This window comes from Azoarcus sp. DN11, from assembly GCF_003628555.1.
GTDB lineage: Bacteria > Pseudomonadota > Gammaproteobacteria > Burkholderiales > Rhodocyclaceae > Aromatoleum.
This window is the reverse complement of the sequence record NZ_CP021731.1, coordinates 4,498,126-4,522,784: the sequence shown is the minus strand read 5'-3', so window position 1 is coordinate 4,522,784 and position 24,659 is coordinate 4,498,126. Positions and strand designations below refer to the sequence as shown.

The 24,659-nt window shown below is 69.1% G+C and carries 25 protein-coding genes; 7 read left to right on the top strand and 18 right to left on the bottom strand.

What is annotated here, in order from left to right:
- Positions 1 to 10: 10 nt before the first annotated feature.
- From CDA09_RS21010 to CDA09_RS20990, 5 genes are all read right to left on the bottom strand, one after another.
- A complete protein-coding gene (locus tag CDA09_RS21010) occupies positions 11 to 568 on the bottom strand; it encodes a hypoxanthine-guanine phosphoribosyltransferase (RefSeq protein ID WP_121430429.1) in 558 nt (185 codons plus the stop codon).
- Positions 569 to 697: 129 nt separating this feature from the next.
- Entirely contained in the window at positions 698 to 1,015 is a 318-nt protein-coding gene (locus tag CDA09_RS21005; protein WP_121430428.1) for a YqjK family protein, read from the bottom strand.
- Positions 1,012 to 1,395, bottom strand: a complete 384-nt coding sequence (locus tag CDA09_RS21000) for a phage holin family protein (protein ID WP_121430427.1) — start codon at positions 1,393 to 1,395, stop codon at positions 1,012 to 1,014. Before CDA09_RS21000 ends, CDA09_RS21005 begins: the two co-directional genes overlap by 4 nt.
- Before the next feature lie 4 nt (positions 1,396 to 1,399).
- Positions 1,400 to 1,711, bottom strand: coding sequence for an ElaB/YgaM/YqjD family protein (locus tag CDA09_RS20995; RefSeq protein ID WP_121430426.1), 312 nt, complete (start codon positions 1,709 to 1,711; stop codon positions 1,400 to 1,402).
- A 160-nt stretch (positions 1,712 to 1,871) separates the two neighbouring features.
- Positions 1,872 to 2,654 (bottom strand): exodeoxyribonuclease III, encoded by a 783-nt coding sequence (locus CDA09_RS20990; RefSeq protein ID WP_121430425.1) that lies wholly within the window; start codon positions 2,652 to 2,654, stop codon positions 1,872 to 1,874.
- Between the two features lie 31 nt (positions 2,655 to 2,685).
- Here CDA09_RS20990 and pyrE point away from each other — a divergent pair, with 31 nt between their 5' ends.
- The 4 genes from pyrE to CDA09_RS20970 all read left to right on the top strand — a co-directional run bounded on the left by pyrE (position 2,686) and on the right by CDA09_RS20970 (position 6,915).
- The gene (gene pyrE, locus CDA09_RS20985) at positions 2,686 to 3,333 is read left to right on the top strand and encodes an orotate phosphoribosyltransferase (RefSeq protein ID WP_121430424.1); all 648 of its coding nucleotides are present in this window, start codon (positions 2,686 to 2,688) and stop codon (positions 3,331 to 3,333) included.
- The gene (locus CDA09_RS20980) at positions 3,311 to 3,937 is read left to right on the top strand and encodes a hypothetical protein (protein WP_121430423.1); all 627 of its coding nucleotides are present in this window, start codon (positions 3,311 to 3,313) and stop codon (positions 3,935 to 3,937) included. The genes pyrE and CDA09_RS20980 overlap by 23 nt, the downstream gene beginning before the upstream one ends.
- Before the next feature lie 117 nt (positions 3,938 to 4,054).
- Complete coding sequence (locus CDA09_RS20975) at positions 4,055 to 6,130, top strand: molybdopterin-containing oxidoreductase family protein (protein ID WP_121430422.1); 2,076 nt, start codon at positions 4,055 to 4,057, stop codon at positions 6,128 to 6,130.
- Positions 6,127 to 6,915, top strand: a complete 789-nt coding sequence (locus CDA09_RS20970; RefSeq protein ID WP_121430421.1) for an NAD-dependent deacylase — start codon at positions 6,127 to 6,129, stop codon at positions 6,913 to 6,915. The genes CDA09_RS20975 and CDA09_RS20970 overlap by 4 nt, the downstream gene beginning before the upstream one ends.
- 21 nt (positions 6,916 to 6,936) lie before the next feature.
- On the opposite strand, the gene CDA09_RS20965 is transcribed toward CDA09_RS20970, so the two are convergent.
- From CDA09_RS20965 to CDA09_RS20940, 6 genes are all read right to left on the bottom strand, one after another.
- The gene (locus tag CDA09_RS20965) at positions 6,937 to 10,824 is read right to left on the bottom strand and encodes a DUF3683 domain-containing protein (protein ID WP_121430420.1); all 3,888 of its coding nucleotides are present in this window, start codon (positions 10,822 to 10,824) and stop codon (positions 6,937 to 6,939) included.
- 145 nt (positions 10,825 to 10,969) lie between these two features.
- Positions 10,970 to 11,329, bottom strand: coding sequence for a RidA family protein (locus tag CDA09_RS20960; protein ID WP_174718466.1), 360 nt, complete (start codon positions 11,327 to 11,329; stop codon positions 10,970 to 10,972).
- Between the two features lie 16 nt (positions 11,330 to 11,345).
- A complete protein-coding gene (locus CDA09_RS20955; protein WP_121430418.1) occupies positions 11,346 to 11,765 on the bottom strand; it encodes a YqaA family protein in 420 nt (139 codons plus the stop codon).
- A gap of 46 nt (positions 11,766 to 11,811) precedes the next feature.
- A complete protein-coding gene (locus CDA09_RS20950) occupies positions 11,812 to 12,666 on the bottom strand; it encodes an FHA domain-containing protein (protein WP_121430417.1) in 855 nt (284 codons plus the stop codon).
- Between the two features lie 124 nt (positions 12,667 to 12,790).
- Entirely contained in the window at positions 12,791 to 13,741 is a 951-nt protein-coding gene (gene ttcA, locus CDA09_RS20945; RefSeq protein WP_121430416.1) for a tRNA 2-thiocytidine(32) synthetase TtcA, read from the bottom strand.
- A 57-nt stretch (positions 13,742 to 13,798) separates the two neighbouring features.
- A complete protein-coding gene (locus CDA09_RS20940; RefSeq protein WP_121430415.1) occupies positions 13,799 to 14,545 on the bottom strand; it encodes a pteridine reductase in 747 nt (248 codons plus the stop codon).
- A gap of 116 nt (positions 14,546 to 14,661) precedes the next feature.
- On the opposite strand from CDA09_RS20940, the gene CDA09_RS20935 reads away from it, so the two are divergent.
- Complete coding sequence (locus tag CDA09_RS20935) at positions 14,662 to 15,822, top strand: class I SAM-dependent methyltransferase (protein WP_121430414.1); 1,161 nt, start codon at positions 14,662 to 14,664, stop codon at positions 15,820 to 15,822.
- Between the two features lie 90 nt (positions 15,823 to 15,912).
- Here CDA09_RS20935 and CDA09_RS20930 read toward each other — a convergent pair whose 3' ends face one another.
- Positions 15,913 to 16,101 (bottom strand): hypothetical protein, encoded by a 189-nt coding sequence (locus CDA09_RS20930; protein ID WP_286164271.1) that lies wholly within the window; start codon positions 16,099 to 16,101, stop codon positions 15,913 to 15,915.
- 231 nt (positions 16,102 to 16,332) lie between these two features.
- The gene (locus tag CDA09_RS20925) at positions 16,333 to 17,139 is read right to left on the bottom strand and encodes an alpha/beta hydrolase (protein ID WP_121430412.1); all 807 of its coding nucleotides are present in this window, start codon (positions 17,137 to 17,139) and stop codon (positions 16,333 to 16,335) included.
- A gap of 220 nt (positions 17,140 to 17,359) precedes the next feature.
- Here CDA09_RS20925 and CDA09_RS20920 point away from each other — a divergent pair, with 220 nt between their 5' ends.
- Entirely contained in the window at positions 17,360 to 17,554 is a 195-nt protein-coding gene (locus tag CDA09_RS20920) for a DUF2905 family protein (RefSeq protein ID WP_121430411.1), read from the top strand.
- 21 nt (positions 17,555 to 17,575) lie between these two features.
- Here the strand turns inward: CDA09_RS20920 and CDA09_RS20915 are convergent, their stop codons facing one another.
- The 4 genes from CDA09_RS20915 to CDA09_RS20900 are packed head-to-tail and all read right to left on the bottom strand — an operon-like array spanning position 17,576 to position 22,457.
- Entirely contained in the window at positions 17,576 to 18,826 is a 1,251-nt protein-coding gene (locus tag CDA09_RS20915) for a multifunctional CCA addition/repair protein (protein ID WP_121430410.1), read from the bottom strand.
- Positions 18,826 to 19,482 carry a glutathione S-transferase family protein gene (locus CDA09_RS20910; protein WP_121430409.1) on the bottom strand — a complete coding sequence of 219 codons (657 nt, stop codon included), beginning with the start codon at positions 19,480 to 19,482 and terminating at the stop codon, positions 18,826 to 18,828. Before CDA09_RS20910 ends, CDA09_RS20915 begins: the two co-directional genes overlap by 1 nt.
- Before the next feature lie 43 nt (positions 19,483 to 19,525).
- On the bottom strand, positions 19,526 to 20,494 hold the full coding sequence (locus CDA09_RS20905; protein WP_121430408.1) for a complex I NDUFA9 subunit family protein: 969 nt from the start codon (positions 20,492 to 20,494) through the stop codon (positions 19,526 to 19,528).
- 31 nt (positions 20,495 to 20,525) lie between these two features.
- The gene (locus CDA09_RS20900; protein ID WP_121430407.1) at positions 20,526 to 22,457 is read right to left on the bottom strand and encodes a lytic transglycosylase domain-containing protein; all 1,932 of its coding nucleotides are present in this window, start codon (positions 22,455 to 22,457) and stop codon (positions 20,526 to 20,528) included.
- 39 nt (positions 22,458 to 22,496) lie between these two features.
- Here CDA09_RS20900 and CDA09_RS20895 point away from each other — a divergent pair, with 39 nt between their 5' ends.
- Complete coding sequence (locus CDA09_RS20895) at positions 22,497 to 23,114, top strand: 5-formyltetrahydrofolate cyclo-ligase (RefSeq protein ID WP_121430406.1); 618 nt, start codon at positions 22,497 to 22,499, stop codon at positions 23,112 to 23,114.
- Here CDA09_RS20895 and ilvA read toward each other — a convergent pair.
- A complete protein-coding gene (ilvA, locus tag CDA09_RS20890; RefSeq protein WP_121430405.1) occupies positions 23,093 to 24,613 on the bottom strand; it encodes a threonine ammonia-lyase, biosynthetic in 1,521 nt (506 codons plus the stop codon). The genes CDA09_RS20895 and ilvA overlap by 22 nt on opposite strands.
- Positions 24,614 to 24,659 lie beyond the last annotated feature (46 nt).

The following is a 24,659-nucleotide window of genomic DNA, read 5'->3' as shown; positions in this document are numbered from 1 at the left end:
GTTGCCTTCCTCAGAGTCCCTTCACCGCGTAGATGCCCGGCGCATTGCGCCAGTAGCCCTTGTAGTCCATGCCGCAGCCGAACAGGAACCGGTCGGCGACGTCCAGTCCGGTGAAGTCCGCGCGCATGCCCGGATAGGCCTTGCGGTCGTGCAGCTTGTGCGTGAGCACCGCCGAACGCACCTCCGAGGCCCCTTCGCCCTTCAGGTATTCGAGGATCGCGTGCAGCGTGTGCCCCTCGTCGAGGATGTCGTCGAGCACCAGCACCGCGCGCCCGCGCAGGTCCTGCGTCGGCCGCATGCGCCAGTCGAGGTTCGCGCCCTTCAGCGCGTGGCCGTAGCGCGTCGCGTGCAGATAGGCGAGCTCGAGCGGGAACGGCAGGCGCGGCAGGATCTGGCCTGCCAGGATCATGCCGCCGTTCATCACGACGTACACGATCGGGTTCCTGTCGCGCATCTGCGCGGTGATTTCCGCCGCCATGCGGTCCAGCGCCGCATTCACCGTGGCGCCGTCGGCCAGGCAATCGGCCTCTTCGCGCACGCGGATGATTTCATCCAGATCGACCGCCATCGCGCCTCTCCTGCTGTCGTTTCGAAACGGAACGAATTCTACCGGAGGGTTTGCCCTGCGTCCCTGCGTTGGACCGGCCCGACGGCGTCGCGTTGCACGGTGCGAGCCGCACCCGCCGGCCGCGTGGCATCAGCCGGCGAAGCGCCGCAGGAAGCCGAGCAGCGGCTCGACCCCGCGTCCCAGCTTGCGGTACAGCACCCAGCCGAGCCAGGCGCGGCGTGCCACGCGCAGCGCCAAGCGCGGCCGGAAGAGCGCAAGCGCGACCGCCAGCGCGGACAGCAGCGGCACGTGCTCGCGCAGTCCCTGCGCGCGGTCGCGGGCACGGTCGACGACATCGAGCAGGGGCTCGACGCGTTCGAGGCCGGCGACGAAGGCTTCGCGCTGGCGTTCGGCGGCGAACTGCAGGCGCTGCTTCTTCAGCGCGAGTTCGACCTGCCGCGGATTCATTCGCGCGGCCGCAGCGCGTCGCGGTCGCGTGCGAGCTCGCCCAGGCTCGCCGCGAACAGCCGGCTCCCGCGCTTCATTTCGCGCGCCGCATTGCGCGCCGTCAGCACCCCCGCCGCGAGCAGGGCGACCACGCCCAGGCCCAGCGCGAGCAGGCGATGATCGTCCCAGAACAGGACCGTGAGGAACACCGCCAGGAACACGACCCCGAAGCCGAGAAACACCGCGCTCAACAGGATGTTGAAGAGCAGGGAGGCGAGGCGCAGCTTCTCTTCCTGCGCCTCGACGGCGAGCAACTCCAGCCGCGTCTGCGCGGTCGCGAGACCGGCATCCAGGAAGCCGCGCAGGCTCCCCGCCAGGCGTTGCTTGCGTTCCCCGGCCACGGCGTCAGCGACGGCCGGCCAGCAGTCCCAGCAGGAAGGCGACGCCGGCGGCGATACCGACCGACTGCCACGGATTCTTCTGCACGTAGTCGTCGGTCGCGTGGGCAACCTTCTTGGCCCGCTCCACCGCTGCGGCCTCCATGTCGGCAATGCGGTCCTTGGCCGCCAGCATGCGGTCGCCCAGGCGGTTGCGGACCTCGCCGAGCTTGTCGCCTGCCTGGCCGGCGGTCAGCTTCAGCAACTCCTCGGCGTCGCTGATCACCACCTTGAAGTCGGAAAGGAGCTTGTCGCGGGAAATGTCGGCGTTGTTGGACATTCTTCAACCTCCGTATGTGGATGGCAGCACGGCATGGCGCGCGTGCTCAGGCTCGGAATCAGGCTAATCCCATTCATGCCCGAAGGCAAATGCTAAAGGCGTAGCGCCGTGACCGGGTGGCGCAGCGACCGGACGGTGGTCGACCGGCCTCGGGCGGGCCTCAGACGGTCCAATCGTAGTCGATGATCAGCGGCGCGTGGTCGGAGAAGCGCTGATCCTTGTAGACCCGCGCCTCGCGCGCCGTCGCGGCAAAGGCCTGCGTCGCGAGCTGGTAGTCGAGGCGCCAGCCCACGTTCTTCGCCCAGGCCTGGCCGCGGTTCGACCACCACGTGTAGCAGGCGTCGGTCGTGTCCGGGTACAGGCGCCGGTAGACGTCGACCCAGCCCTGCCCGTTGAGCACCTGCGTCATCCACGCACGCTCCTCGGGCAGGAAGCCGGAGTTCTTCTGGTTCGATTTCCAGTTCCTGAGGTCGATTTCCTGGTGCGCGATGTTCCAGTCGCCGCAGATCACGACCTCGCGGCCGCTCGCGTGGAGCCGCTCCATGTGCGGCAGGAAGCGTTCCATGAAGCTGAACTTGATCTGCTGGCGCTCCTCGGAACTCGATCCCGAGGGCAGGTACAGCGACACCACCGACAGTGGGCCGAAATCGAGCTGCAGGAAGCGTCCCTCGGCGTCGATGTCGGCAATCCCGAGGCCTTCGACGATGCGGTCGGGCGTGCGCCGTGCGTACAGGCCCACGCCGCTGTAACCTTTCTTTTCCGCGTGGTGGAAATAGCCGGTGTAGCCGGCCGGCGCGCGCATCGCCTCGCTCAGGTCGCCCGCCTGTGCCTTCAGCTCCTGCAGGCAGACGATGTCCGCATCCTGCCCGGCGAGCCAGTCGAGGAAGCCTTTGGTCGTCGCCGAGCGGATGCCGTTGAGGTTTAGGGTGATGATGCGTAACATTCTGCCGGATACCCTGAACTGGATGTAAAGCGTGGATTTTAGCCGGGATTTCATCGCGCTGGCCTGCGACAAGGGCGTGCTGCGATTCGGGTCCTTCGTGACCAAGGCGGGGCGCAACTCGCCGTATTTCTTCAACGCCGGGCTGTTCGACGACGGCGCCTCGTTCCGCGAACTGTGCGGCTTTTATGCACGCGCGATCGTGGCCGCGGGCGTGCCGTGCGACATGCTCTTCGGGCCGGCCTACAAGGGCATCCCGCTGGTTGCGGGCGTCGCGATCCGCCTCGCCGAGCAGGGCGTGAGCCTGCCCTTCGCGTTCAACCGCAAGGAGGCCAAGGACCACGGCGAAGGCGGCACCCTCGTCGGGGCGCCGCTCGAGGGGCGCGTGCTGATCCTCGATGACGTGATCTCGGCCGGCACCTCGGTGCGCGAGTCGGTGGACATCATCCGCGGCGCGGGCGCCGAGCCGGCCGGCGTCGTCATCGCGCTCGACCGCATGGAGCGCGGCAAGGGCGAGAAATCGGCGGTGCAGGAAGTGCGCGAATCCTTCGGCATCCCGGTCGTTGCCGTCGCGACGCTGGAAGACCTGATCGGCTACCTCGGCGACAGCCCGGACCTCGCCGCCAACCTCGACGCCGTGCAGGCGTACCGGAAGATGTATGGCATCGCGACGCAGTCTTGAAGTCCTCGCGGCACTTCTGCTGGGCCTGACGCTGGCGAACACGGCGGGGGCGAAGGTGTATTGCTGCGAGGACGCCGACGGCCGGCGCCAGTGCGGCGACGTGCTGCCGCAGGCGTGCTACGGCCGCTCGTATCGCGAGATGGGGCCGCAGGGCACGATCAAGCGGCAAATCGCCGCGCCCCTGAGTGCGGACGAAATCTCCCGGCGCAACGCGGCGGAGCGGCAGAGGCAGGACGACGAGGCGCGTCACGCCCAGCAGCGCCGCTTCGATCAGGCCTTGCTGGAGACTTACCCGAGCGTCGATGACCTCGACCGCCGCCGCGATCGCGAGGTCGCCGACATCCAGCGTGCCATCGACGAGGCGCGCAAGCGCGACAAGGAGTTGCGCTCGAAGCGCCTGCGCTTCGAGAAGGACGCCGAGCTCTTCAAGGGACGCGACCTGCCGCGTGACCTCGCGGCCAACCTGCGTTCGATCGACAGCGAACTCGCGTCGCACAACCGGACCATCGAGGAAAGGACGCGCGCACTCGAAGCGACGCGCGCTCGCTTCGAAGCCGATCGTGCCCGCTATCTCGAACTGAGCAGCGCGGCCGCGAAGCGCTGAGCGTGCCGGAAGGCCGGCCACGTCCGGCCGGTGGGCGGGCGGAATGCAGGGATTGCCGTTCGCGAGGGTTGTGGGCCGGCATGCGTTCGCGCGGTCCGTGGTGATTCAGGAGTGGTCATGAGCAATGCTGTCAGCAAGGTCGTCCGCGCCGCCTGTCCGCACGACTGTCCCGACACCTGCGCGATGGAGGTCACCGTCGAGGACGGCCGCGCGGTGAAAATCCGCGGCGCCGACGACCTGCCGTTCACCAACGGCGCGCTGTGCACCAAGGTCGCGCACTACCTCGAACGCGTGTATTCCGACCAGCGCCTGCGGCACCCGATGAAGCGCGTCGGGCGTAAGGGCGAGGGACGCTTCGAGCGCATCTCGTGGGACGAGGCGCTCGACACCATCGCGGAAAAATTCGCCGCCATTGCGGCCGACGACCCGCGCGCGATCCTGCCCTACAGCTACGCCGGCACGATGGGCCTGGTGCAGGGTGAGAGCATGGACCGCCGCTTCTTCCACCGCCTCGGCGCGTCGCTGCTCGATCGCACGATCTGCGCCTCGGCCGGCGCGGCGGGCTGGAAGGCGACGATGGGCGCTTCGGTGGGCATGGACCCCGAGGCGATCGTCGACGCCAAGCTGATCCTCATCTGGGGCGGCAACCCGGTCGTCTCGAACCTGCACGGCTGGCGCTACATCCAGGAGGCGAAGCGGCGCGGCGCGAAGCTCGTGTGCATCGACCCGCGGCGCTCGCCGACGGCGGAGAAGTGCGACCTGCACCTCGCGCCCTGGCCCGGCACCGACGGCGCGCTGGCGCTCGCGATGATGCAGGTGCTGATCGCCGACGGCCTGATCGACCGCGACTACATCACTGCGCACACCGTGGGTTTCGACGCGCTCGCCGAACGCGTCAAGGATTTCACGCCGGAATGGGCGGCGCCGCCGACGGGCCTGCCGGCCGCCGCGATCCGCGGCCTCGCGCGCGAGTATGGTGCCACGAAGCCGGCGGCGATCCGCTTGAACTACGGCCTCAACCGCTGCGCCGGCGGCGCGAGCGTGATGCGCAATATCGCCTGTCTGCCCGCGCTTACCGGTGCGTGGCGCCATCCGGCGGGCGGCGCGCTGCTATCTACTTCGGGCAACTTCCCGGTCGACCAGCAGGCGCTGGAACGCCCGGATCTCTATGCGGCGCACCACGCCCGCCCGCCGCGCACGATCAACATGGCGACGCTCGGCGATGCGCTCCTCACGGCGGACGACCCGCCGATCCGCGCGCTGTACGTGTACAACTCCAACCCCGTGGCGGGTCTCCCGAACGGCACGCGCGTGCGCGAAAGTTTTGCGCGCGAGGATCTCTTCTGCGTCGTGCACGAGCTCTTCCAGACCGACACCGCCGATTACGCCGACATCCTGCTGCCCGCGACCAGCCAGCTCGAACACCGCGACGTGCACAAGGCCTACGGCCACCTGTACGCGCTGACGAACGAGCCGGCGATCGCGCCGCTGGGCGAGGCGAAGCCCAACAGCGAGGTGTTCCGCCTGCTCGCCGCGCGGCTCGGCTTCACCGACGCGGCGCTGTGCGAGTCCGACGACGAGATCACCGCGCAGGCGTTCAATCGGCGCGACAACCGCGCGCTGAGCCTGGACCCGGCGACGCTGCGCGCAAAGGGCTGGGTGCGGCTGAACCTGCCGCGCCCTTTCGCGCCCTTCGCGCAGGGCAACTTCCCGACGCCTTCGGGCAAGTGCGAGTTCCGGTCGGAGTCGCTCGCGCGGGACGGCTTCGACCCGCTGCCGAACTGGGTGCCGCCGCACGAGTCGCCGGTGAGCAATCCCGCGCTCGCCGCGCGCTATCCGCTGGCGATGATCTCGCCGCCGGCGCGCAACTTCCTCAACAGCAGCTTCGCCAACCTGCCGCGCTTTCGCGAGCAGGAGGGCGGACCGAAGCTCGAGCTCCATCCCGACGACGCGGCGCAGCGCGGCATCTCCGCGGGCGAGCGCCTGCGCATCTTCAACGACCGCGGCGCCTTCCATGCGCAGGCGGTCGTCACCGAGCGCGTGCGCCCGGGCGTCGTCGTGTGCCCGTCGGTGTGGTGGCGCAAGCTCTCGGGTGACGGTGAGAACGCCAACGCGGTGACCTCGCCCGCGCTGACCGACATCGGCGGCGGACCGACGTTCTACGACTGCCTCGTCGAGGTGGCGAAAGCATGAGCGTCGCCGAAGCCGAAACCCTCGACCGCGTCGCGCAGCTCATCGCCGACGCCGGGCGCATCCTCTTCATCACCGGTGCCGGCATGTCGGCCGACTCCGGCCTGCCGACCTACCGCGGCATCGGCGGGCTGTACCACGAGCGCCTCACCGACGAAGGGCTGACGATCGAGAAGGCGCTGTCGGGTGAAATGATGAGCCGCCGTCCCGACATCGCGTGGAAGTACATCGCGCAGATCGAGGCCAACTGCCGCGGCGCGCAGCCCAACATCGCGCACCGCATCATCGCCGCGCTGGAGCACGAGAAGCCCGGCGTGTGGGTGCTCACGCAGAACGTCGACGGCCTGCACCGCGACGCCGGCTCGCGCAACCTGATCGAAATCCACGGCACCGTGCATCACCTGCGCTGCATGGAGTGCAAGCACCAGCGCAGCGTCACCGACTACGCCGGCCTGCAGCTGCCGCCCCCGTGCCCGAAGTGCGGCGGCGTGCTGCGGCCCGACGTCGTGCTGTTCGGCGAGATGCTGCCCGAGGAGGGTCTGCGCCGGCTCGAGACGCTGATCGCGGCCGGCGTCGACCTGATCGTCTCGATCGGCACTACGAGCGTCTTCCCCTATATCTCGGGGCCGGTATGGTGGGCGCGCGAGGTCGGCGTGCCCAGCGTCGAGATCAACCCCGGCGACACCGAAGTCAGCAGCATCGTTACGCACCGCCTGCGCCTGCGCGCCGCCGAGGCGATGCCGGAGTTGTGGCGACGGCTGCATCCGGAGCGGCCGCTGGAGGATTAGCGGGGGCGCGGGGAATACCCCTTACAGCAGCACCCGCTCGATGCCGCCGTTGTTGGCGTGCTGCACGTAGTCCGGCATCCAGTTGTCGCCGAGGATGTGCTTGGCGATCTCGACGACGATGTAGTCCGCGTCGACGCCGCCTGCGTCGTTTGCGTAGCGGGTCAGGCCCTGCAGGCACGAGGGGCAGGAGGTCAGGATCTTGACCGGATCGTGGCCACCGTCGCGCAGGGCCGCGGCGCCCTTCTCGATCTCATGCTGCTTGCGGAAGCGCACCTGGGTCGAGATGTCGGGGCGGGCGACTGCGAGCGTGCCCGATTCGCCGCAGCAGCGGTCGCTCAGATCAACGCGCGTGCCCATCAGCTCGTTCGCGACCTTGATGCCCGAATGCACCTTCATCGGCGTGTGGCAGGGCTCGTGGTACATGTACTTGGTGCCGGTGATGCCTTCGAGCTTGACGCCCTTCTCCATCAGGTACTCGTGGATGTCGAGCAGGCGGCAGCCGGGGAAGATCTTCTCGAACTGGTACTTCTGCAGCTGGTCCATGCAGGTGCCGCAGGACACGATCACGGTCTTGATGTCGAGGTAGTTCAGCGTGTTGGCGACGCGGTGGAAGAGCACGCGGTTGTCGGTCGTGATCTGCTGGCCCTTGTCCTCCTCGCCGGCCGCGGTCTGCGGGTAGCCGCAGCACAGATACCCGGGCGGCAGCACGGTCGTCGTGCCGACCTGGTACAGCATCGCCTGCGTCGCCAGGCCCACCTGGCTGAAGAGGCGCTCCGAGCCGCAGCCGGGGAAGTAGAACACGGCTTCCGACTCGTCGCGCTTCACCTGCGGGTTGCGGATCACCGGGATGACCTTGTCGTCCTCGATGTCGAGCAGCGCGCGGCTGGTGCGCTTGGGCAGGTTGCCGGGCATCGGCTTGTTGATGAAGTGGATCACCTGAGCGCGCACCGGCGCCTTGTGCAGGGTCGCGGGCGGTGCCTTCACCTGCTGCTGGATCAGGCCGAGCGATTTGCCGATCGTGTGCGCGAAACGCTGCGCCTTGTAGCCGAGGTCGATCATCCCCGCGCGGATCAGCTTGATCGTCGCCGGGTCCTTCGCAGTCAGGAAGGCCATCGCCGCGGCCTTGCCGGGGTTGAAGCTCTTCTTGCCCTGCTTCCGGAGGAGGTTGCGCATCTTGATCGACACGTCGCCGAAGTCGATATCGACCGGGCAGGGCTTCTCGCACTTGTGGCACACCGTGCAGTGGTCGGCGACGTCCTCGAACTCGGCCCAGTGCGCGAGCGACACGCCGCGGCGCGTCTGCTCCTCGTACAGGAAGGCCTCGATCAGCAGCGAGGTGCTGAGGATCTTGTTGCGCGGGCTGTACAGCAGGTTCGCGCGCGGCACGTGCGTCGAGCACACCGGCTTGCACTTGCCGCAGCGCAGGCAGTCCTTGATGTCGTAGGCGATGTCGCCGATCTCGGTCTGCTCCATGATCAGCGATTCGTGGCCCATCAGGTTGAAGCTGGGCGTGTAGGCGTTGCCAAGGTTGCCGCCGCGCAGGAGTTTGCCGCGGTTGAAGCGGCCCTCGGGGTCGACCTTCCGCTTGTAGGCCCAGAAGTTGGCCATCTCCTCGTCGGTGAGGTAGTCGAGCTTGGTGATGCCGATGCCATGCTCACCCGAGATCACGCCGTCGAGCGAGCGCGCGAGCGCCATGATGCGGTCGACCGCGCGGTTGGCGGTCTGCAGCATGTCGTAGTGGTCGGAGTTGACCGGGATGTTGGTGTGCACGTTGCCGTCGCCGGCGTGCATGTGCAGCGCGACGAAGACGCGGCCGCGCAGCACTTCCTTGTGCACCTCCTCGATGCGCGCGAGCACGGGGCGGAACACGACGCCGTCGAAGATCTTGTCGAGGCGCGGCTTGAGCTCGCTCTTCCACGAGGTGCGCACCGAGTAGTCCTGCAGGCGGTGGAAGAGCTTCGGGTTCGCGGCGCGGTTCGTCAGCTCGCCCGCGTGCACGCCGTATTCGGCGAACTGTGCCTCGGCGTCGGCGAGCGGCAGGTCGAGGTGGTCGAGCAGCCACTGCCAGCGGCGGCGCACGCTCGCGATGTAGTCGAGCGCGGCCTGGCGGCGATCGCCGATGAGTTCGTCGCTGGAGAGGTTCGCGTCCCCCTGGTGCAGCGGGAGCTCGCCCTGCAGGAACTCGGACAGCGCATCGCACAGTTCGAGCTTGTTCTGCGTCGACAGCTCGATGTTGATGCGCTCGATGCCGTCGCAGTAGTCGCCCATGCGCGGCAGCGGGATCACCACGTCCTCGTTCACCTTGAACGCGTTGGTGTGGCGCGAGATCGCGGCGGTGCGCGAGCGGTCGAGCCAGAAGCGCTTCCGCTGGTCCGGGCTCACCGCGATGAAGCCTTCGGCGGCGCGCACGTTGCACATGCGCACCACTTCCGATGCTGCGGTCATCACCGACGCCTCGTCGTGGCCGACGATGTCGCCGATCAGCACCATCTTCGGGCGGCCGTGGCGCTTCGCCTTGGTGGTGTAGCCGACCGCCTTCACGTAGCGTTCGTCGAGGTGCTCGAGGCCGGCGAGCTGCACGCCGAGGCGGTTGCCTTCGGCGCCGGGCTTGAACCAGTCGGTGATCTCGACGATCGCCGGCACGGCTTCGCGCACCTGGCCGAAGAATTCCAGGCACACCGTGCGGGTGACCGGCGGCATCTTGTGCAGCACCCAGCGCGCCGCGACGATCAGGCCGTCCGTGCCTTCCTTCTGCACGCCCGGCACGCCGCCGAGGAACTTGTCGGTGACGTCCTTGCCCAGGCCGGTCTTGCGGCACGAGGCGCCGGGCATCGTCAGGGTCTCTTCGCCCAGCAGCGCGTAGCTCTTCGCGTCGAAGCGGCGCAGGCGGAAATGCACCGTCTCCTGGTCGTGGATCTTGCCGAAGTTGTGGTCCAGGCGTTCGACTTCGAGCCAGTTGCCGTCCGGCGTGACCATCTTCCACCACGCCAGGTTGTCGAGCGCCGTGCCCCACAGCACGGCCTTCTTGCCGCCCGCGTTCATCGCGATGTTGCCGCCGATGCACGAGGCGCTGGCCGAGGTCGGGTCGACGGCGAACACGCGCCCCGCAAGGCCCGCGGCTTCCGACACGCGTTCGGTGACGACGCCCGCGCCGGTGCGGATCGTCATGTAGGGCAGCGACGGCCGGCCGTCGAGGCCGGGCAGCAGCGTTTCCTCGACCGTGCCGAGGTCGATCAGCTTTTCGGTGTTGATCACCGCCGAGCGCGCATCGAGCGGCACGGCGCCGCCGGTGTAGCCGGTGCCGCCGCCGCGCGGGATGATCGTGAGGCCCAGCTCGATGCAGCTCTTCACGAGCGGCGCCATCTCCTCCTCGGTGTCCGGGTAGAGGACGACGAAGGGGTATTCGACGCGCCAGTCGGTCGCGTCGGTGACGTGCGAGACGCGTGCGTGGCCGTCGAAGCAGATGTTGTCGCGCCGGGTGTGGCGGGTGAGCGCCTTCAGCGTCTTCCGGCGCAGCGCCGCGGTGTCGGTGAAGAAGGCGGCGAAGCGGTCGACGGCAGCGTGTGCGACGACGACGAGGCTCGCGACCTTCCCGCTGCGTTCTGGGTCGTCACCTGCGCTCTCCTCGCGGCGTTTCTCGACTTCGCCCAGCCGGTGGCGCAGCGCCTCGATCAGCGCGTTGCGCCGCTCGGGGTTTTCGAGGAGATCGTCCTGCAGGTAGGGGTTGCGCTGCACGACCCAGATGTCGCCCAGTACTTCGTACAGCATCCGCGCCGACCGTCCGGTCACGCGTTCCTCGCGCAGCGCGTTCAGCGCCTGCCACGCCTCGTCGCCGAGCAGGCGGATGACGATCTCGCGGTCGGAGAACGACGTGTAGTTGTAGGGAATCTCGCGCAGGCGTTGGGTCATGAGATGTTCCGGTACCGGACGGCAGTGAACCGCAAATTGTAACTTACTGCGGTGCAATAGAAGGCTTCTTTAAGCCCTTTAAGCCTGTAGGGGCTTGATTTTGCGGGGTGTCGGCGTGGATGAGACAGGCGCAGGCAAGGAAGATTCAGTTCCGCGGCGACGCCGCCGCGACGAGGGCGATTTCGACGCGCCAGCCGGGACGCGCGAGCGCGGCGACCTGCACGCAGGCGCGCGACGGGGCCGTGCCGGCGGGCAGCCACGCGTCCCACGCGGCGTTCATCGCGTCGTAGTCGGCCATGTCGGTGAGGTAGATCGTCGCCGACAGCAGGCGGTCGCGGGCGCTGCCGGCCTGGGCGAGCAGGCGGTCGAGGCTTGCGAGGATCTCGCGCGTCTGCGTGGCGGCGTCGGCGTCCTCGCTGGCGGGGACTTCGACGATCCAGGCGGTGCCGTTGTGAATGACGATGTCGGAATAACGGGCGGTGGTGCCGTGGCGCTGGATGTTCATGATGAAAAGTGGGGCTTCAGGTGACGGAAAAGGCGATCAGCGCGTAGCGTAGCAGCTTGCCGAGCCCCATCCACAGCAGGCAGGGCAGCCAGGCGAGGCGCAGCCAGCCGGCGGCGGCGCACAGCGCGTCGCCGACGACGGGCGCCCACGACAGCAGCAGCACCGGCGCGCCGTGACGGCGCACCCAGTCGAGACGGGTGGTGTCGGCGCGTTGCGGCAGCAGGCGTGCGAGGCCCCAGGTGCTCATGCCGCCCAGCGTGTTGCCGAGCGTCGCGAGCGCGAGCGCGGGTGCGAGCTGCTCGGGGCGCAGCTTCAGCACGCCGGCGAGGACCAGCTCGGAGCCGCCCGGCAGCAGCGTCGCGGACAGGAAGCTCGACAGGAAGAGGGCGGCCAGCCCGGCGTCGGGGCCGGGGTCGATCAGGGCAAGGAAGTCCATCTGAGGTGCCGCGCGCCGGGGGGCGTCCGCGGCCTAGGCGGGGCGCTTACACGATCTCGATGAACACCAGCTCGCGCTCGGCGTCGTTCGCAATGAAGCCGCAGCCGATGCGGCCGCTGCCCGCGAGCACGATCTCCTCCCCCTTGATGCAACGCTCGGCGCCGCCGTCCTCGGCGAAGTAGGTGCCGTTGGTGCTCTGGTCGATCAGCACGAAGCCCTCGCGCCGGCGCTCGATGCGCGCGTGCTGGCGCGAGGCGCGCGGGTCGGCGATCACGACGTCGTTGCCCAGCTCGCGGCCGAACAGCACGACCGGCCGCGATTCGTCGACGAACAGCGTGTCCCCGTGGTGGCGGACGCACGCGCGCTGCATGAACGGCCGCTCGACCGGCACCGAGGCCTGGCCGGCCGGTTGGCGCGCGACCGCGAAGGCGGTGAAGCCCAGCCCGGCGAGGGCGGGATTGCGTGACGGCGTGGGGGCGAGGAACTGGCGCGATGCCGCAGACAACTGCGCGACGACGGCGTCGCTCGCCAGCGCGTGCCCCGGCTTGGCGACTTCGGCGAGGCGCATCGCGCCGAGTTCGGCTTCGCCCGATTCGTCCGCACCGAAATGCAGGCCGACGCAGATCGTCATGCGCTGGCCGCGCAGCGGCGGCAGGCTCTGCACGCGCTCGAGCATTTCGCAACTGGCGAAAATGGCATCGTCGGGGCGCGGAAACATGGCGCGGATGCGTGCCGTGCCGCGGCGCAGCGCCGTGCCGCCTTTCGCGTCGATCGCGCGGTCGATGCGATTCAGGCAGCGTTCCAGCGCGTGTTGCGCTTCTGCGGCGTCCAGGGCGTCGGTGAGCCGATCTACTCCGGGGATCTCGGCGACGAGGACGCACACCTTGTTCGGCTGGGCCATGACCTGGGTTTCCTTGCTGTTGCGTCCCGGCGGCGGGGCCGCCGGGACGATGCTGAGGGGTATTCTCCGGGCCGGAAGAAGGTCGTCAACTGGCACCGGCGGCGCAAGCCAGCGTCATCGGCGCTCAGCCCTCGTCCGTGAATTCGCTCATGATGGAAATGACGTTGTTCTTGAGCGGCAGCTCGGGACGATCGAAGGCGATGTCGCCTTCGGCGACCGGCGTGTCGCGCGTCAGGCCGCGGAAGTCGAACAGCCCGTTGTCCGCGAGGTGCGAGGGCACGACCTGGCTCATCGCGGTCGCGATCGACTCGATGCGCCCCGGGAACTCGCGTCCCCACGCCTGCAGCATGTTCTTGATCTGTTTCCGCTGTGCGTTCTCCTGCGAGCCGCACAGGTTGCACGGGATGATCGGGAAGTCCATCGTACGCGCGAAGCGGGCGATGTCGTTCTCGGTGCAGTAGGCGAGCGGCCGGATCACGACGTGCTCGCCGTTGTCGCTGACGAGCTTCGGGGGCATCGACTTCAGCTTGCCGCCGAAGAACATGTTGAGGAAGAGCGTCTCGATCATGTCGTCGCGGTGGTGGCCGAGCGCGATGCGGGTGGCGCCGATCTCCTTCGCGACGCGGTAGATGATGCCGCGGCGCAGGCGCGAGCACAGCGAGCAGGTCGTCTTGCCCTCGGGGATCTTGTCCTTGACGATCGAGTAGGTGTCTTCGGTGACGATGCGGTACTCGATGCCGATCGACTCGAAGTAGCCCGGCAGCACGTCGGCGGGGAAGCCCGGCTGCTTCTGGTCGAGGTTCATCGCGACGATGCGGAAATCGACCGGCGCGCGCTCGCGCAGCGCCATCAGGCAGGACAGTAGCGTGTAGGAGTCCTTGCCGCCGGACACGCACACGAGCACGGTGTCGCCTTCGCCGATCATGTTGAAGTCGGCGATCGCCTTGCCGACGCTGCGTTCGAGCTTCTTCTTCAGGCGCAGGAAGGTGTTGGAGAAACGCGCGTCGGCGGGGGCGCCGGGGAGGGCGTCGGCGGGCGAAAGGACTGCCTCGGTGGCAGCAGTGGGGGCGTTCACGGCGGAATCCTGCGACAAAAACGAGCGGAATTATACCTTTCGGCAGAGTGCATCAGATCAGAGATGCGCGCTGCGGCCACCGTCGACGGCGAGGATCTGCCCGGTGACGTAGGGCGCGTCGAGCAGCAGGAAGCGCACCGTGCGGGCGATGTCGGCCGGGCTGCCGGGGCGGCCCAGCAGCGTGTGGCGCACGATCTCGTCCCGTTCGGCGGGGGTGAACTGGCCGTCCTCGGGCCAGTCGACCGGACCGGGCGATACGCCGTTCACGCGCACCTCGGGTGCGAGCTCGATCGCCAGGGCCCGGGTCAGGCCCAGCAGGCCGGCTTTCGCCGCGCAGTACAGCGGGTAATGGCGCAAGGGGCGCTCAGCATGGATGTCGACGATGTTCACGATCGCGCCGCGCGCCGCGCGCAGTGCCGGCGCGAGGGCCTGCGACAGGAACAGCGGGCCTTTGAGGTTCGATCCGATGAGGTCGGTCCACGCCGCCGCGTCGATCCGGCCGAGCGGCGTCGCGAAGAAGCTCGAGGCGTTGTTCACCAGCGCGTCGAGGCGGCCGTGGCGCGCCAGCAGCGCATCGGCGAGCGCCTCGGGGGCGCCGTCGTCCTTCAGGTCGGCGCGGATCGTCGAGGCCGAATCGGGGCGCGTGCGGTTCAGCTCGGCGGCGAGCGCTTCGGCGTCGGCCGACGAACTGCGGTAGTGCAGCACCACGTCCGCGCCGCCGGCGTGCAGCGTGCGCGCGATGTCGGCGCCGACGCGCCGCGCGGCGCCGGTGATGAGGATGACGGGTCGATCTTGTGCGTTCATCTTGAGTTGCGTTTCAGAATGCCCTGCTGCGCTCCGGGTCCTGCGGCCGGGCCGCCCGCGGGCACGAGGACTGCAGTGTGCCGGTTAGAATACGCGTTTTCCGTTTCACTTCGCCCATGTCCCTGCCCGAACCTTCGGTCGACGCGCTCGACCAGAGCACGCGCCTTCTCCGTACGATCACCGCCGCGATTGCCGAAGCGGGCGGCTGGATCCCGTTCTCGCGCTACATGGAGCTGGCGCTCTACGCGCCCGGCCTCGGGTATTACAGCGGCGGGGCGCGAAAGTTCGGCCCCGGCGGCGACTTCATCACCTCGCCGGAGCTCACGCCGCTATTCGGTCAGGCGCTTGCGGCGCAGGTCGAACAGGTGATGCGCGCGTCCGCGCCGCACGTGATCGAGGTCGGCGCCGGCACGGGGCTGCTCGCCGCCGACCTGCTGCTGGAACTCGAGCGTCGCGGCTGCGTGCCGGAAAGCTACGGCATCCTCGAGGTCTCGGGCGAGCTGCGCGAGCGCCAGTTCGATACGCTGGCGGCGCGCGCGCCGCATCTCGCGTCGCGCGTCAAATGGCTCGATGCGCTGCCCGAGCGCTTTGCCGGCGCGGTGGTCGCGAACGAGGTGCTCGACGTGATGCCGGTGCATCTGGTCGCGACGCGCGGCGATGCCCTGTTCGAGCGCGGCGTCGCGGTCGATGGCGAGGGCGTGCTGCGCTGGGCCGATTCGCCCGCCACCGGGGCGGTCGCCAAGGCCGCGGCGGCGCTCGATCTGCCGCGCGCGGACGGCGCCGAGTATGTCACCGAGATCAACCTGGCCGCGCGCGCGTGGATCGGCGAATGGGCCGCGCGGCTCGAACGCGGCGCGCTGCTGCTGATCGACTACGGCTATCCGCGCGCCGAGTACTACCTGCCTTCGCGTTCGAGCGGCACGCTGCTGTGCTACTACCGCCACAACGCGCACGCCGATCCCTTCCTGTGGCCGGGGCTCAACGACATCACCGCCTTCGTCGATTTCACCGCGGCCGCCGAAGCCGCCTTCGACGCCGGGCTGGACGTGATGGGCTACACGAACCAGGCGGCCTTCCTGTTCAACTGCGGGGTGCTGGAGTGCCTCGCGCGGCGCGCGCCGGAGGAAAGCGCCGATTACATCCGCGCCGCGCGCGCGGTGCAGCGCCTGACGACGCCGCAGGAGATGGGGGAGCTTTTCAAGGTGCTCGCGCTGGGGCGCGGCATCGACGCGCCCTTGCTGGGCTTCATGCGCGGCGACCGCCTGCACGCGCTGTAGCGGCATGAGGCAGGCCGCCCGCGCGTTGCGGCGCGGGAAATCCGCCGCGCGCGCCGTTCCGGCCGGTCGCGCGCGCAACCCCTGCGTCGTTCATTCCTGGTAGCGGTACACCGCTGCGAGGAAACTCTCGACGTCGATGACCGGCTCGTCCGGGGCGTGTTCGACTTCCTGCAACTGCACTGCCGCTTCCGGCTGCGGCGGCAGCCAGTTCGCGTTCAGCACCTCGTCGCCGTACTCTTCCGGCGGCTCCGCGATCGCCTTGCCCGTCATCATATCCATGATGGTCACCATGTTGGCCTCCGCTGCGTGCTCGGGTGATCGGCTACCCGGGTGATCTATCGGCAGCCGCCTCCGATTCCTGAACCCCTGTGCTCCGTATGTGCGGACGTGTGCCTGGTTTTCAACTCCGGCGTGCCGCGGAATCAGGCGTCGCGCCGAAGCTGCCAAGGATGCCTCCTCCCATCCTTGCTTTCATCATGAATGGGAATAAACACGATTTCCAGTGCGCGATCAAACAATTTGTGTCGGAAGCCACGCCGCGATGTGGTCGGCAACCCGGCGCCAGTCCTGCTCCAGCATCACGCCGTGCCCCAGGCCGGGAAAGATGTGCGCGGGCTCGCCGTAGGTTGCCGCGGTCATGGACACTTGCGCGGGCGGGATGAGGTGGTCGTGCTCCGCGCCGAGGATCAGCAGCGGCGGGCGGTGCATGCGGGTGGGCTGGGCAAGGTTGAACAGCGTCATGTCCCAGATCGCACGGTGGGACTCCGGCTGGCACTGGCGGTAGTAGCGCATCAGCGCGTCGTCGGCGATGGGCTGGTGGAACAGCGCCTCGCGCAGGCTCTCGGGCTCGGGGTGGCCGCCGTTGAGCATGGTGTTGAGGTCGTTGATGAGACTGGGGCGGGTGAACATCAGCCCGAGCGCGGAGCCCATGAGCCCCTGCGGCGGCACCGAGCACAGCAGCACGGCGGCCGGCGCGCTTGCCCGTTCCAGATATTTCTGCACGACCATGCCGCCCATCGAGTGGCCGATCAGCACCGGTTCGGCCGGAAGTCTTGAAACAACTTCGGCGACGTCGCGCACGTAGTCGTCGATCGAATGCGTGTCGAGTGCGGCGCGCTTGCGGCTGCCGCCGTGCCCCGACAGCGATACCGCGTAACAGGAATAGCCGGCGTCGGCGAAATACGGCAGGAAGTGCTCGTTCCAGCACCACGCCCCGGTGTAGGCTCCGTGGATGAACAGCAGCGGCGTCGCGAACGCCGGCTTGCCTGCCGGACTGCGTGCGAGGACTTCGAGGTCCCCGAAGCGCTGGGCGTTCATGCGCGAACCCCCGGCGTACCGGCCGCGGACGAAAGGGGCGCGAGTTTGCGCGCGCCGCGCGGGATGACGGAGGCGGCGTCATGCCGCGCGGGTGTCGCTCGGGAAGGGTGGTCGGTCATTCTTGGCATCGTGGTGTCGGAGATGAGGCAGCCGCGTGCGGACTGCGCATTGCGAGCGCGCGGCGGGCCGGGTCTAATGTTCGTTTTGCGCTGGAGCGTCCGTGCTGAAGTGGGTCGTGGTGGTCGTCATGATGGTGCTGGTCACCGGCTTGTTCCAGCCCGGGCTGACGCGGCTGCGAATCGGCCATCTGCCCGGCGACCTGCATTTTCGCCTGTTCGGGCGTGCTTTCCATTTGCCGTTTACCAGCACGATCCTGTTGTCGCTGCTCGCGTGGGCGCTTTTGAAGATTTTGTGACTGCGCGGGGCACCGATTGTTTCATCCGGTCGGCGGTTTCCGCCCGGCAGCCGGGCGGGGCGGGGCGGACAGCGCCTTGACGGCGGCGACGCGGGCGGCGTGCACGCGCTGCGGAATCTGCGCCTTGTCGGTGCAGGCGTGTGCGATTGCGCCGGCGTCGAGGCCCTGGATGGCGGCGAGCGCGGCGCGCCAGCGGTCCGCGCGCGGCGTGTAGGGGGCCTCGCGGCCGGGGCGGCCGTGGTAGTCGCAGGCCGCCGCTTCCAGCAGCAGCGCGAAACGCTCCGGCCGGCGCAGCGCATCGGCCGTTTCGAGTACCTTGACGATGGTTTCCGGGCGCAGCTTGTCCACCTGGTGAAGGATGCCGTGCTCGCGTGCGAAGATCACCGCGAGGTCGCGGCAGTCGACCGGCGCGCGCAGGCGCTCGGACACCGCGCGCGCGCGGGTGGCGCTCTTCGCTTCGTGGCCGTAGTGGTGCGGCAGGATGTCGGCGGGCGTGTCGCCCTTGCCGAGGTCGTGCATCAGGCAGGCCCAGCGCACCGCGAGCGGTTGCCGCGTTTTCGCCGCGTAATCGAGCACCAGCAGCACGTGCTCACCGGTGTCCACCTCGGGGTGGTGCTCCACCGGCTGCGGCACGCCGAACAGGCGCTCGACTTCCGGCAGGATGCGCGCGAGCGCGCCGCAGTCGCGCAGCACGCGCAGCATGCGCGAGGGGCGGTCTTCCATCAGCCCGCGTGCGAGCTCCTGCCACTCCCGTTCGGCGACGAGGTGGTCGACCTCGCCGTTGTCGACCATCGCGCGCATCAGCGCGAGCGTCTCCGGCGCCACGCTGAAATCGCCGAAGCGCGCGGCAAAGCGGGCGACGCGCAGGATGCGCACCGGGTCCTCGGCGAAGGCGGGGCTCACGTGGCGGAACACGCGGGCGGCGAGATCGGCCTGGCCGCCGTAGGGGTCGATCAGCGTGCCGTCCTCGTCCGTGGCGATCGCGTTGATCGTGAGGTCGCGCCGCAGCAGGTCGTCTTCGAGCGTCACGTCCGGCGCGGCGTGCACGACGAAGCCGGTGTAGCCGCGCCCGCTCTTGCGCTCGGTGCGCGCGAGCGCGTACTCCTCGTTGGTCTGCGGATGCAGGAAGACCGGGAAATCCTTGCCTACCGGGCGGAAACCGCGCGCGAGCATCTCGTCGGGCGTTGCGCCGACGACGACCCAGTCGCGGTCCTGCACCGGCAGGCCAAGCAGGCGGTCGCGTACCGCCCCGCCGACAACATAGCAGCGCATCAGCCGTACAGGTCCTCGGCAGGGATGGATTCGCTCTCGGCGCGCGCCGCCGCTTCCCACTCCTGCATGGCCGGGTGCGCGAGCATCGCGGCGAGGTATTCGCCGGCCGCGCCCGCAGGCTGCACGCCGTAGGTCTTGAAGCGGAAGCAGATCGGCGCGTACATCGCGTCGGCGATCGAGAAGGCGCCGAAGAGATAGGGGCCGCCCGCATTTGCCTTCGTGCCGAAGCGTGCGCGGCAGTCGTTCCAGATCGCCTCGATGCGCGCGATGTTGGCATCGACCGCAGGCGAGCGGCCCTTGCCGGCGTAATCCTTGCGGATGTTCATCGGCATGGCCTGGCGCAGGTCCTGGAAGCTCGAGTGCATTTCCGCGCTGATCGCGCGCGCCACCGCGCGTGCCGCAGGATCGGCCGGCCACAGCTTCGGCGCCTTCTCGGCCAGGTACTCGCAGATCGCCAGCGAGTCCCACACCGCGACGCCGTGGTCGATCAGGCAGGGCACCTTGCCCGAGGGCGAGTGCTGCAGGATGCGTTCGCGGCTGCCTTCGATGAAGAGCGGGATGCGGATTTCGTCGAAAACCTGTCCGCTGGCGCGGGCGGCGAGCCAGGGGCGCAGGGACCAGGATGAATAATTCTTGTTGCCGATGATCAGTTTCATGCGCTCGTCTCCGTAGGGTGCTGCTCGGTGCTGCGGAAAAAGCTCAGCCGTGGCGCGGGCGGCGCGCACGGCTGCGCATCGGGTAGTAGCGGGCACGCTGGTGGCGGTCGCCGATCCAGGTCGGTGCGAGCGCCTCGAGTCCGGCCGGCGTCATGCCGAAGGGCAGCGGGGGGCCGCCGGCGACGTTGTCGACGCGCATCGAGCGCACGTTGTCGCGGCTCATCAGCGGCCGCGGCGCGAGCTCCATCAGCCGTGCCTGCAGCATCGCGAGCCACTCCGGCAGGCCGATCACCGGGCGGGGCCGGCCCGACAGCCCGGTGACATACTCGACGAGCTCGCGCAGCGTGTAGATCCTGGGTCCTGCGAGCTCGAAGGTCTGGCGGCGCGCCGACGGCTCGGTCAGGCAACGGCACACGACTTCGGCGACGTCCTCGACATGCACCGGCTGGAAGCGCGCGTCGGCGCCGGCGAGCGGCAGTACCGGAAAGCGCTGCGCGAGGCGCACGAACAGGTTGAGGAAGCTGTCATCGCGCCCGAAGATGACGGACGGGCGCAGGATGGTCCACGCCGGCGCGTCGCCCGCCGCGCGGATCGCTTCCTCGCCGGCGGCTTTCGAGCGCTGGTATTCGGACGGGCCGTTCGCCGAAGCACCCAGCGCGCTGACGTGGACGAGGCGCGCGACGCCGGCCGCCTGGCAGGCGGCGACGATCCGGCGCGGGAGCTCGACGTGGGCGCGTGCGAAATCCGGCCCCCACGGGCTGCCCGGGCGCGAATGCAGGATGCCGACGAGATTGACCACGGCATCGGCGCCGGCGAAGAGCCGCTCCAGCGTGGCCGGATCATGGACATCCGCCTCGACGACTTCGACCGTCGGGATCAGCAGCAGCTCGCCCGCATGGACATAACGCCGCGTCGGTACCAGCACGTCGATGCCCTCGCGCGACAGGCGGTTCGCAATGACGCGGCCCACAAAGCCGGAGCCGCCGACGAGTACGACGCGTTCCATTTTCATGCTGCTGCCTCCCAGTCGAGGAGTGGCGGGTCTAGCGTTCCGTGCCGAGCCGCGGCGAGATCGTCCCGAGCCGGGCCTTCAGCGACTGCGGTTTCGATTCCAGCATCGCCGCATAAATGACGGCGTTGGTCATGACCTTCTTCACATAGTCGCGGGTCTCGTCGAAGGGGATCGTCTCTGCATAGATCGCGCCTTCGAGCGGACGTTCGTCACGCCATTTGCGTGCGCGCCCCGGTCCGGCATTGTAGCCGGCCGATGCCAGCACCGGATGCTCGTCGAGGTCTTCGAGGATCAGGCGCATGTAGCTCGTGCCCAGCAGCACGTTGGTGTTGGGGTCGGCCAGCATGCCCTGGTTATAGCCCGAGAGGCCGATCTTGCGCGCGACCCACTTGCCCGTGGCGGGCATCACCTGCATCAGGCCCTGCGCGCCCGAGCTCGAGCGTGCCGGCGCGATGAAGCGGCTTTCCTGGCGCATCAGGCCGTACACCCAGGCCATGTCGAGGCCCTGCTGGCGCACCTGCGGCTCGATCAGCTGGCGGTAGGGCGTGAGGAAGCGCAGGTCGTAGTTCGCCTGCGGATCGGTGCGTTCGGCGGTGTTGATCGCGCGGTCGTAGATCTCGTTGCGCAGCGCGAGGCGTGCGGCGGCGATCAGGAAGCCGTCGTCCTGTCCGCGCAGCGACCAGTTCCATTCGCGCATGCCCTCGGTGCGCATATCGAGCCGGTACAGCGCGAGCGCGCGGCGCAGGCCCGGGTCGGCGTCGACGCGCGCGATGTCCTCGGCGGTGACGTTGCCGTTGCGCACGGGAGGCGCGAACAGGCTGCCCAGCTCTTCGGCGGCGAGCATGCCGTAGAAATTCGGCAGCGTCGCGATACGGCCGTACAACGCCGCGGCTTCCGGGGAACGGTTCTGTGCGGCATATGCGCGGGCAAGCCAGTAGGTCCATTCCGGCTGCGCCTGTTCGGCCGCAGTCATGCCTTCGACCGCCGCCTGCACGCCGCGCCAGTCCTCGACGCGCAGCTCCGCGCGAACCCGCCACGCGCGCTGCTCGGCGCTCATCGGCGTCTTGCCCGCGGCGCGGAACCAGCGCACGGCGGCGGGGACGCCCTGCAGCGAGCCGTGGTGGCCGAGCACCGCATAGACATATGCCCGCTCGTCCGCACCGAAGCGCTCCTCGATGCGCGCGAAGCGCGCGTAGGCGGAGGAGGCATCCTCGCGTGCGATGCGCACGAGCGCGGCCAGCGCGAGTTCGCGACTCGCTCGCGAGACGGCGAAATTCGGCGGCAGGCGGTCGAGCCACGCGGCGGGGCTCTTCATCATGCGGTCGAAATCGGCCAGCGCCGGCGCGTCGGCCGCGTTCATCCACGACAGGGTGGTGCGCGCATTCGACGGGCTGCGGCTGTCGATCTGGCGCCGCGCCCGCCACCACAGGTCGTCGCTGCCGAGGTAGCCGGCCTGCACCAGCGTGCGGAACACCGGCTCGCAGGCGCTGTGGCTGTCCGCGAGTTCCATCCAGCGCGCGCGCACCTCGTCGACCACCGTCAGGTCGCCCAGTTCGAGCCGGGCGTTGCGCTGCACGCAGCGCAGTTCGGCGTCGGGCTCGCGCAGGTCCGGGTAGACCTTGAGGAAGCCGCTCCAGTCGTACTCGCGCGCCATGCGCCGCAGCCAGTCGCTGCGCAGGCGCTCGGCGAGCACGCTGTCGGCTTCGCGCAGCAGGAATTCGTTGAGTTCGTCGACCGGCGGCGCTTCGGGGCGGCCGAGGATGTTCACGAGCCGCCAGTAGCGCACGTAGGGATCGAGCACGTGCGGCTCGCGTTCCGCGGCGAGACGCTCCAGCGTCGCGCGGTCACCGCTGCGCACCGCGTCGCGCGCCGCGAGGATGCGGTCGTCACCGCCCTGCCCGTGGGCCCCCTGCGTCAGGCCCGCCAGCACCAGTGCCAGCGCGGCCCACAAACCCTTTGCCATCCCTTAACATCCCCTTTCAATCTACCCGACCATACCACAGTGAATCCCGCCCACGCACCCGAATCCGCCCCCGACATCGACCCCGCCGGGCAGCGCCGCGCGCTGCGCGCCCGCACCATCGCCGCGCGCCAGGCGCTCACGGCGACGCACCGCACGGCGCTGATGCGCCACTTCGAAGCGCATCTCTCCGGACTCGTCGCGCGCCTCGCACCGACGACGCTGGGCTTCTGCTGGCCCTACCGCGGCGAACCCGACCTGCGCGCGTGGGTCGCGCACTGGCTGGCCGCCGATGCGTCGCGCGTCGCCGTGCTGCCCGTCGTGCCGCACCAGGCCGGCCCGATGGTGTTCCGCCGCTGGGTGCCGGGCATGCCGATGCCGCTCGACCGGCACGGCATTCCGCATCCCGCGGCAGGCGCGCCGATCGTGCCCGACGTGATTCTCGTGCCGTGCAATGCCTTCGATGCCGCCGGCTACCGGGTCGGCTACGGCGGCGGATACTTCGACCGCACGCTGGCGGTGATGAATCCCGTCGCGGTGGGCCTGGGCTTCGAGTTCGCCCGTGTCGACGATGTCTGGCCCCAGCCGCATGATCGCCCGATGGACTGGATCGTCACCGAGGCCGGCGCCTTCGCCGCTCAGCCGAGGAACATGCGGTAGGCCGGGTTGGCCGACTCGTCGGCGTAGTCGTAGCCGAGGCGGTCGAGGAAGCCCTGGAAGGCGCCCTTGTCCTCGGGCGGCACCTGCATGCCGACCAGGACGCGGCCGGAATCCGAGCCGTGGTTGCGGTAGTGGAACAGGCTGATGTTCCAGTCCGAATGCAGGCTGGTGAGGAAATTCATCAGCGCGCCGGGGCGCTCGGGAAATTCGAAGCGGTACACCAGCTCGTTGTTCACGTGCGGCGCGCGCCCGCCGACCATGTAGCGGATGTGGCTCTTCGCCATCTCGTCGTCGGTGAGATCCACCGCGGGCAGCTCGTGGCGCTCCAGCATCTCGACCACGCGCGCCGCCTCCGCGCGGTTATGCACCGCGACGCCGACGAAGATGTGCGCCTGCTGCGAGTTGGCGTAGCGGTAGTTGAACTCGGTGATGTGGCGGTTGCCGACCAGGCTGCAGAACTTGCGGAAGGAGCCCGGGCGTTCCGGGATCGTCACCGCGAACACGGCCTCGCGCTGCTCGCCGACCTCGGCGCGCTCGGCGACGAAGCGCAGGCGGTCGAAGTTCATGTTCGCGCCGGAGGCGACCGCGACGAGGCTCCTGCCGTGCAGGTTGTGGCGCTTGGCGTACTCCTTCGCGCCGGCCACCGCGAGGGCGCCCGAGGGCTCGAGGATCGAGCGCGTGTCCTCGAACACGTCCTTGAGCGCCGCGCAGATCGCGTCGTTGTCGACCAGGATCATCTCGTCGACGTACTGCTGGCACAGGCGGAAGGTCTCCTCGCCGACCTGCTTCACCGCGGTGCCGTCGGCGAACAGCCCGACCTGGTCGAGCGCGACGCGCCGGCCCTCGGCGAGCGAGCGGGTCATCGCGTCGGCGTCCACGGTCTCGACGCCGACGATCTTCGTTTCCGGGCGCAGGCGCTTGATGTAGGCCGCGACACCGGCGATCAGGCCGCCGCCGCCGACGGCGCAGAACACCGCGTGGATCGGATCCGGGTGCGCGCGCAGGATCTCCATGCCGATCGTGCCCTGGCCGGCGATCACGTCGGGGTCGTCGTAGGGATGGACGAAGGTCAGCTTCTCGGCCTTCTCGAGCTCGACCGCGTGGGCGTAGGCGTCGGAATACGAGTCGCCCGCGAGCACCACCTCGCCGCCGCGCGCCTTGACCGCGTCGATCTTGATCTGCGGCGTCGAGGTCGGCATCACGATCACCGCGCGCACGCCCATCTTCTGCGCCGACAGCGCGACCCCCTGGGCGTGGTTGCCGGCCGAGGCGCAGATCACGCCGCGCTTGAGGGCCTGCGGCGGCAGGCGTGCCATCTTGTTGTACGCGCCGCGCAGCTTGAAGCTGAACACCGGCTGCATGTCCTCGCGCTTCAGGTAGATGCGGTTATGCACGCGCTCCGAGAGGTTCGTGGCGAGATCGAGCGGGGTTTCCTCGGCCACGTCGTAGACGCGGGCATTGAGGATCTTCTCCAGGTAATCCGGTGTTGCGGCAGTCATGGGGGGAGCCTTTGCGGGGAGGCGCAAAGACCTTGAGCGTATCAGC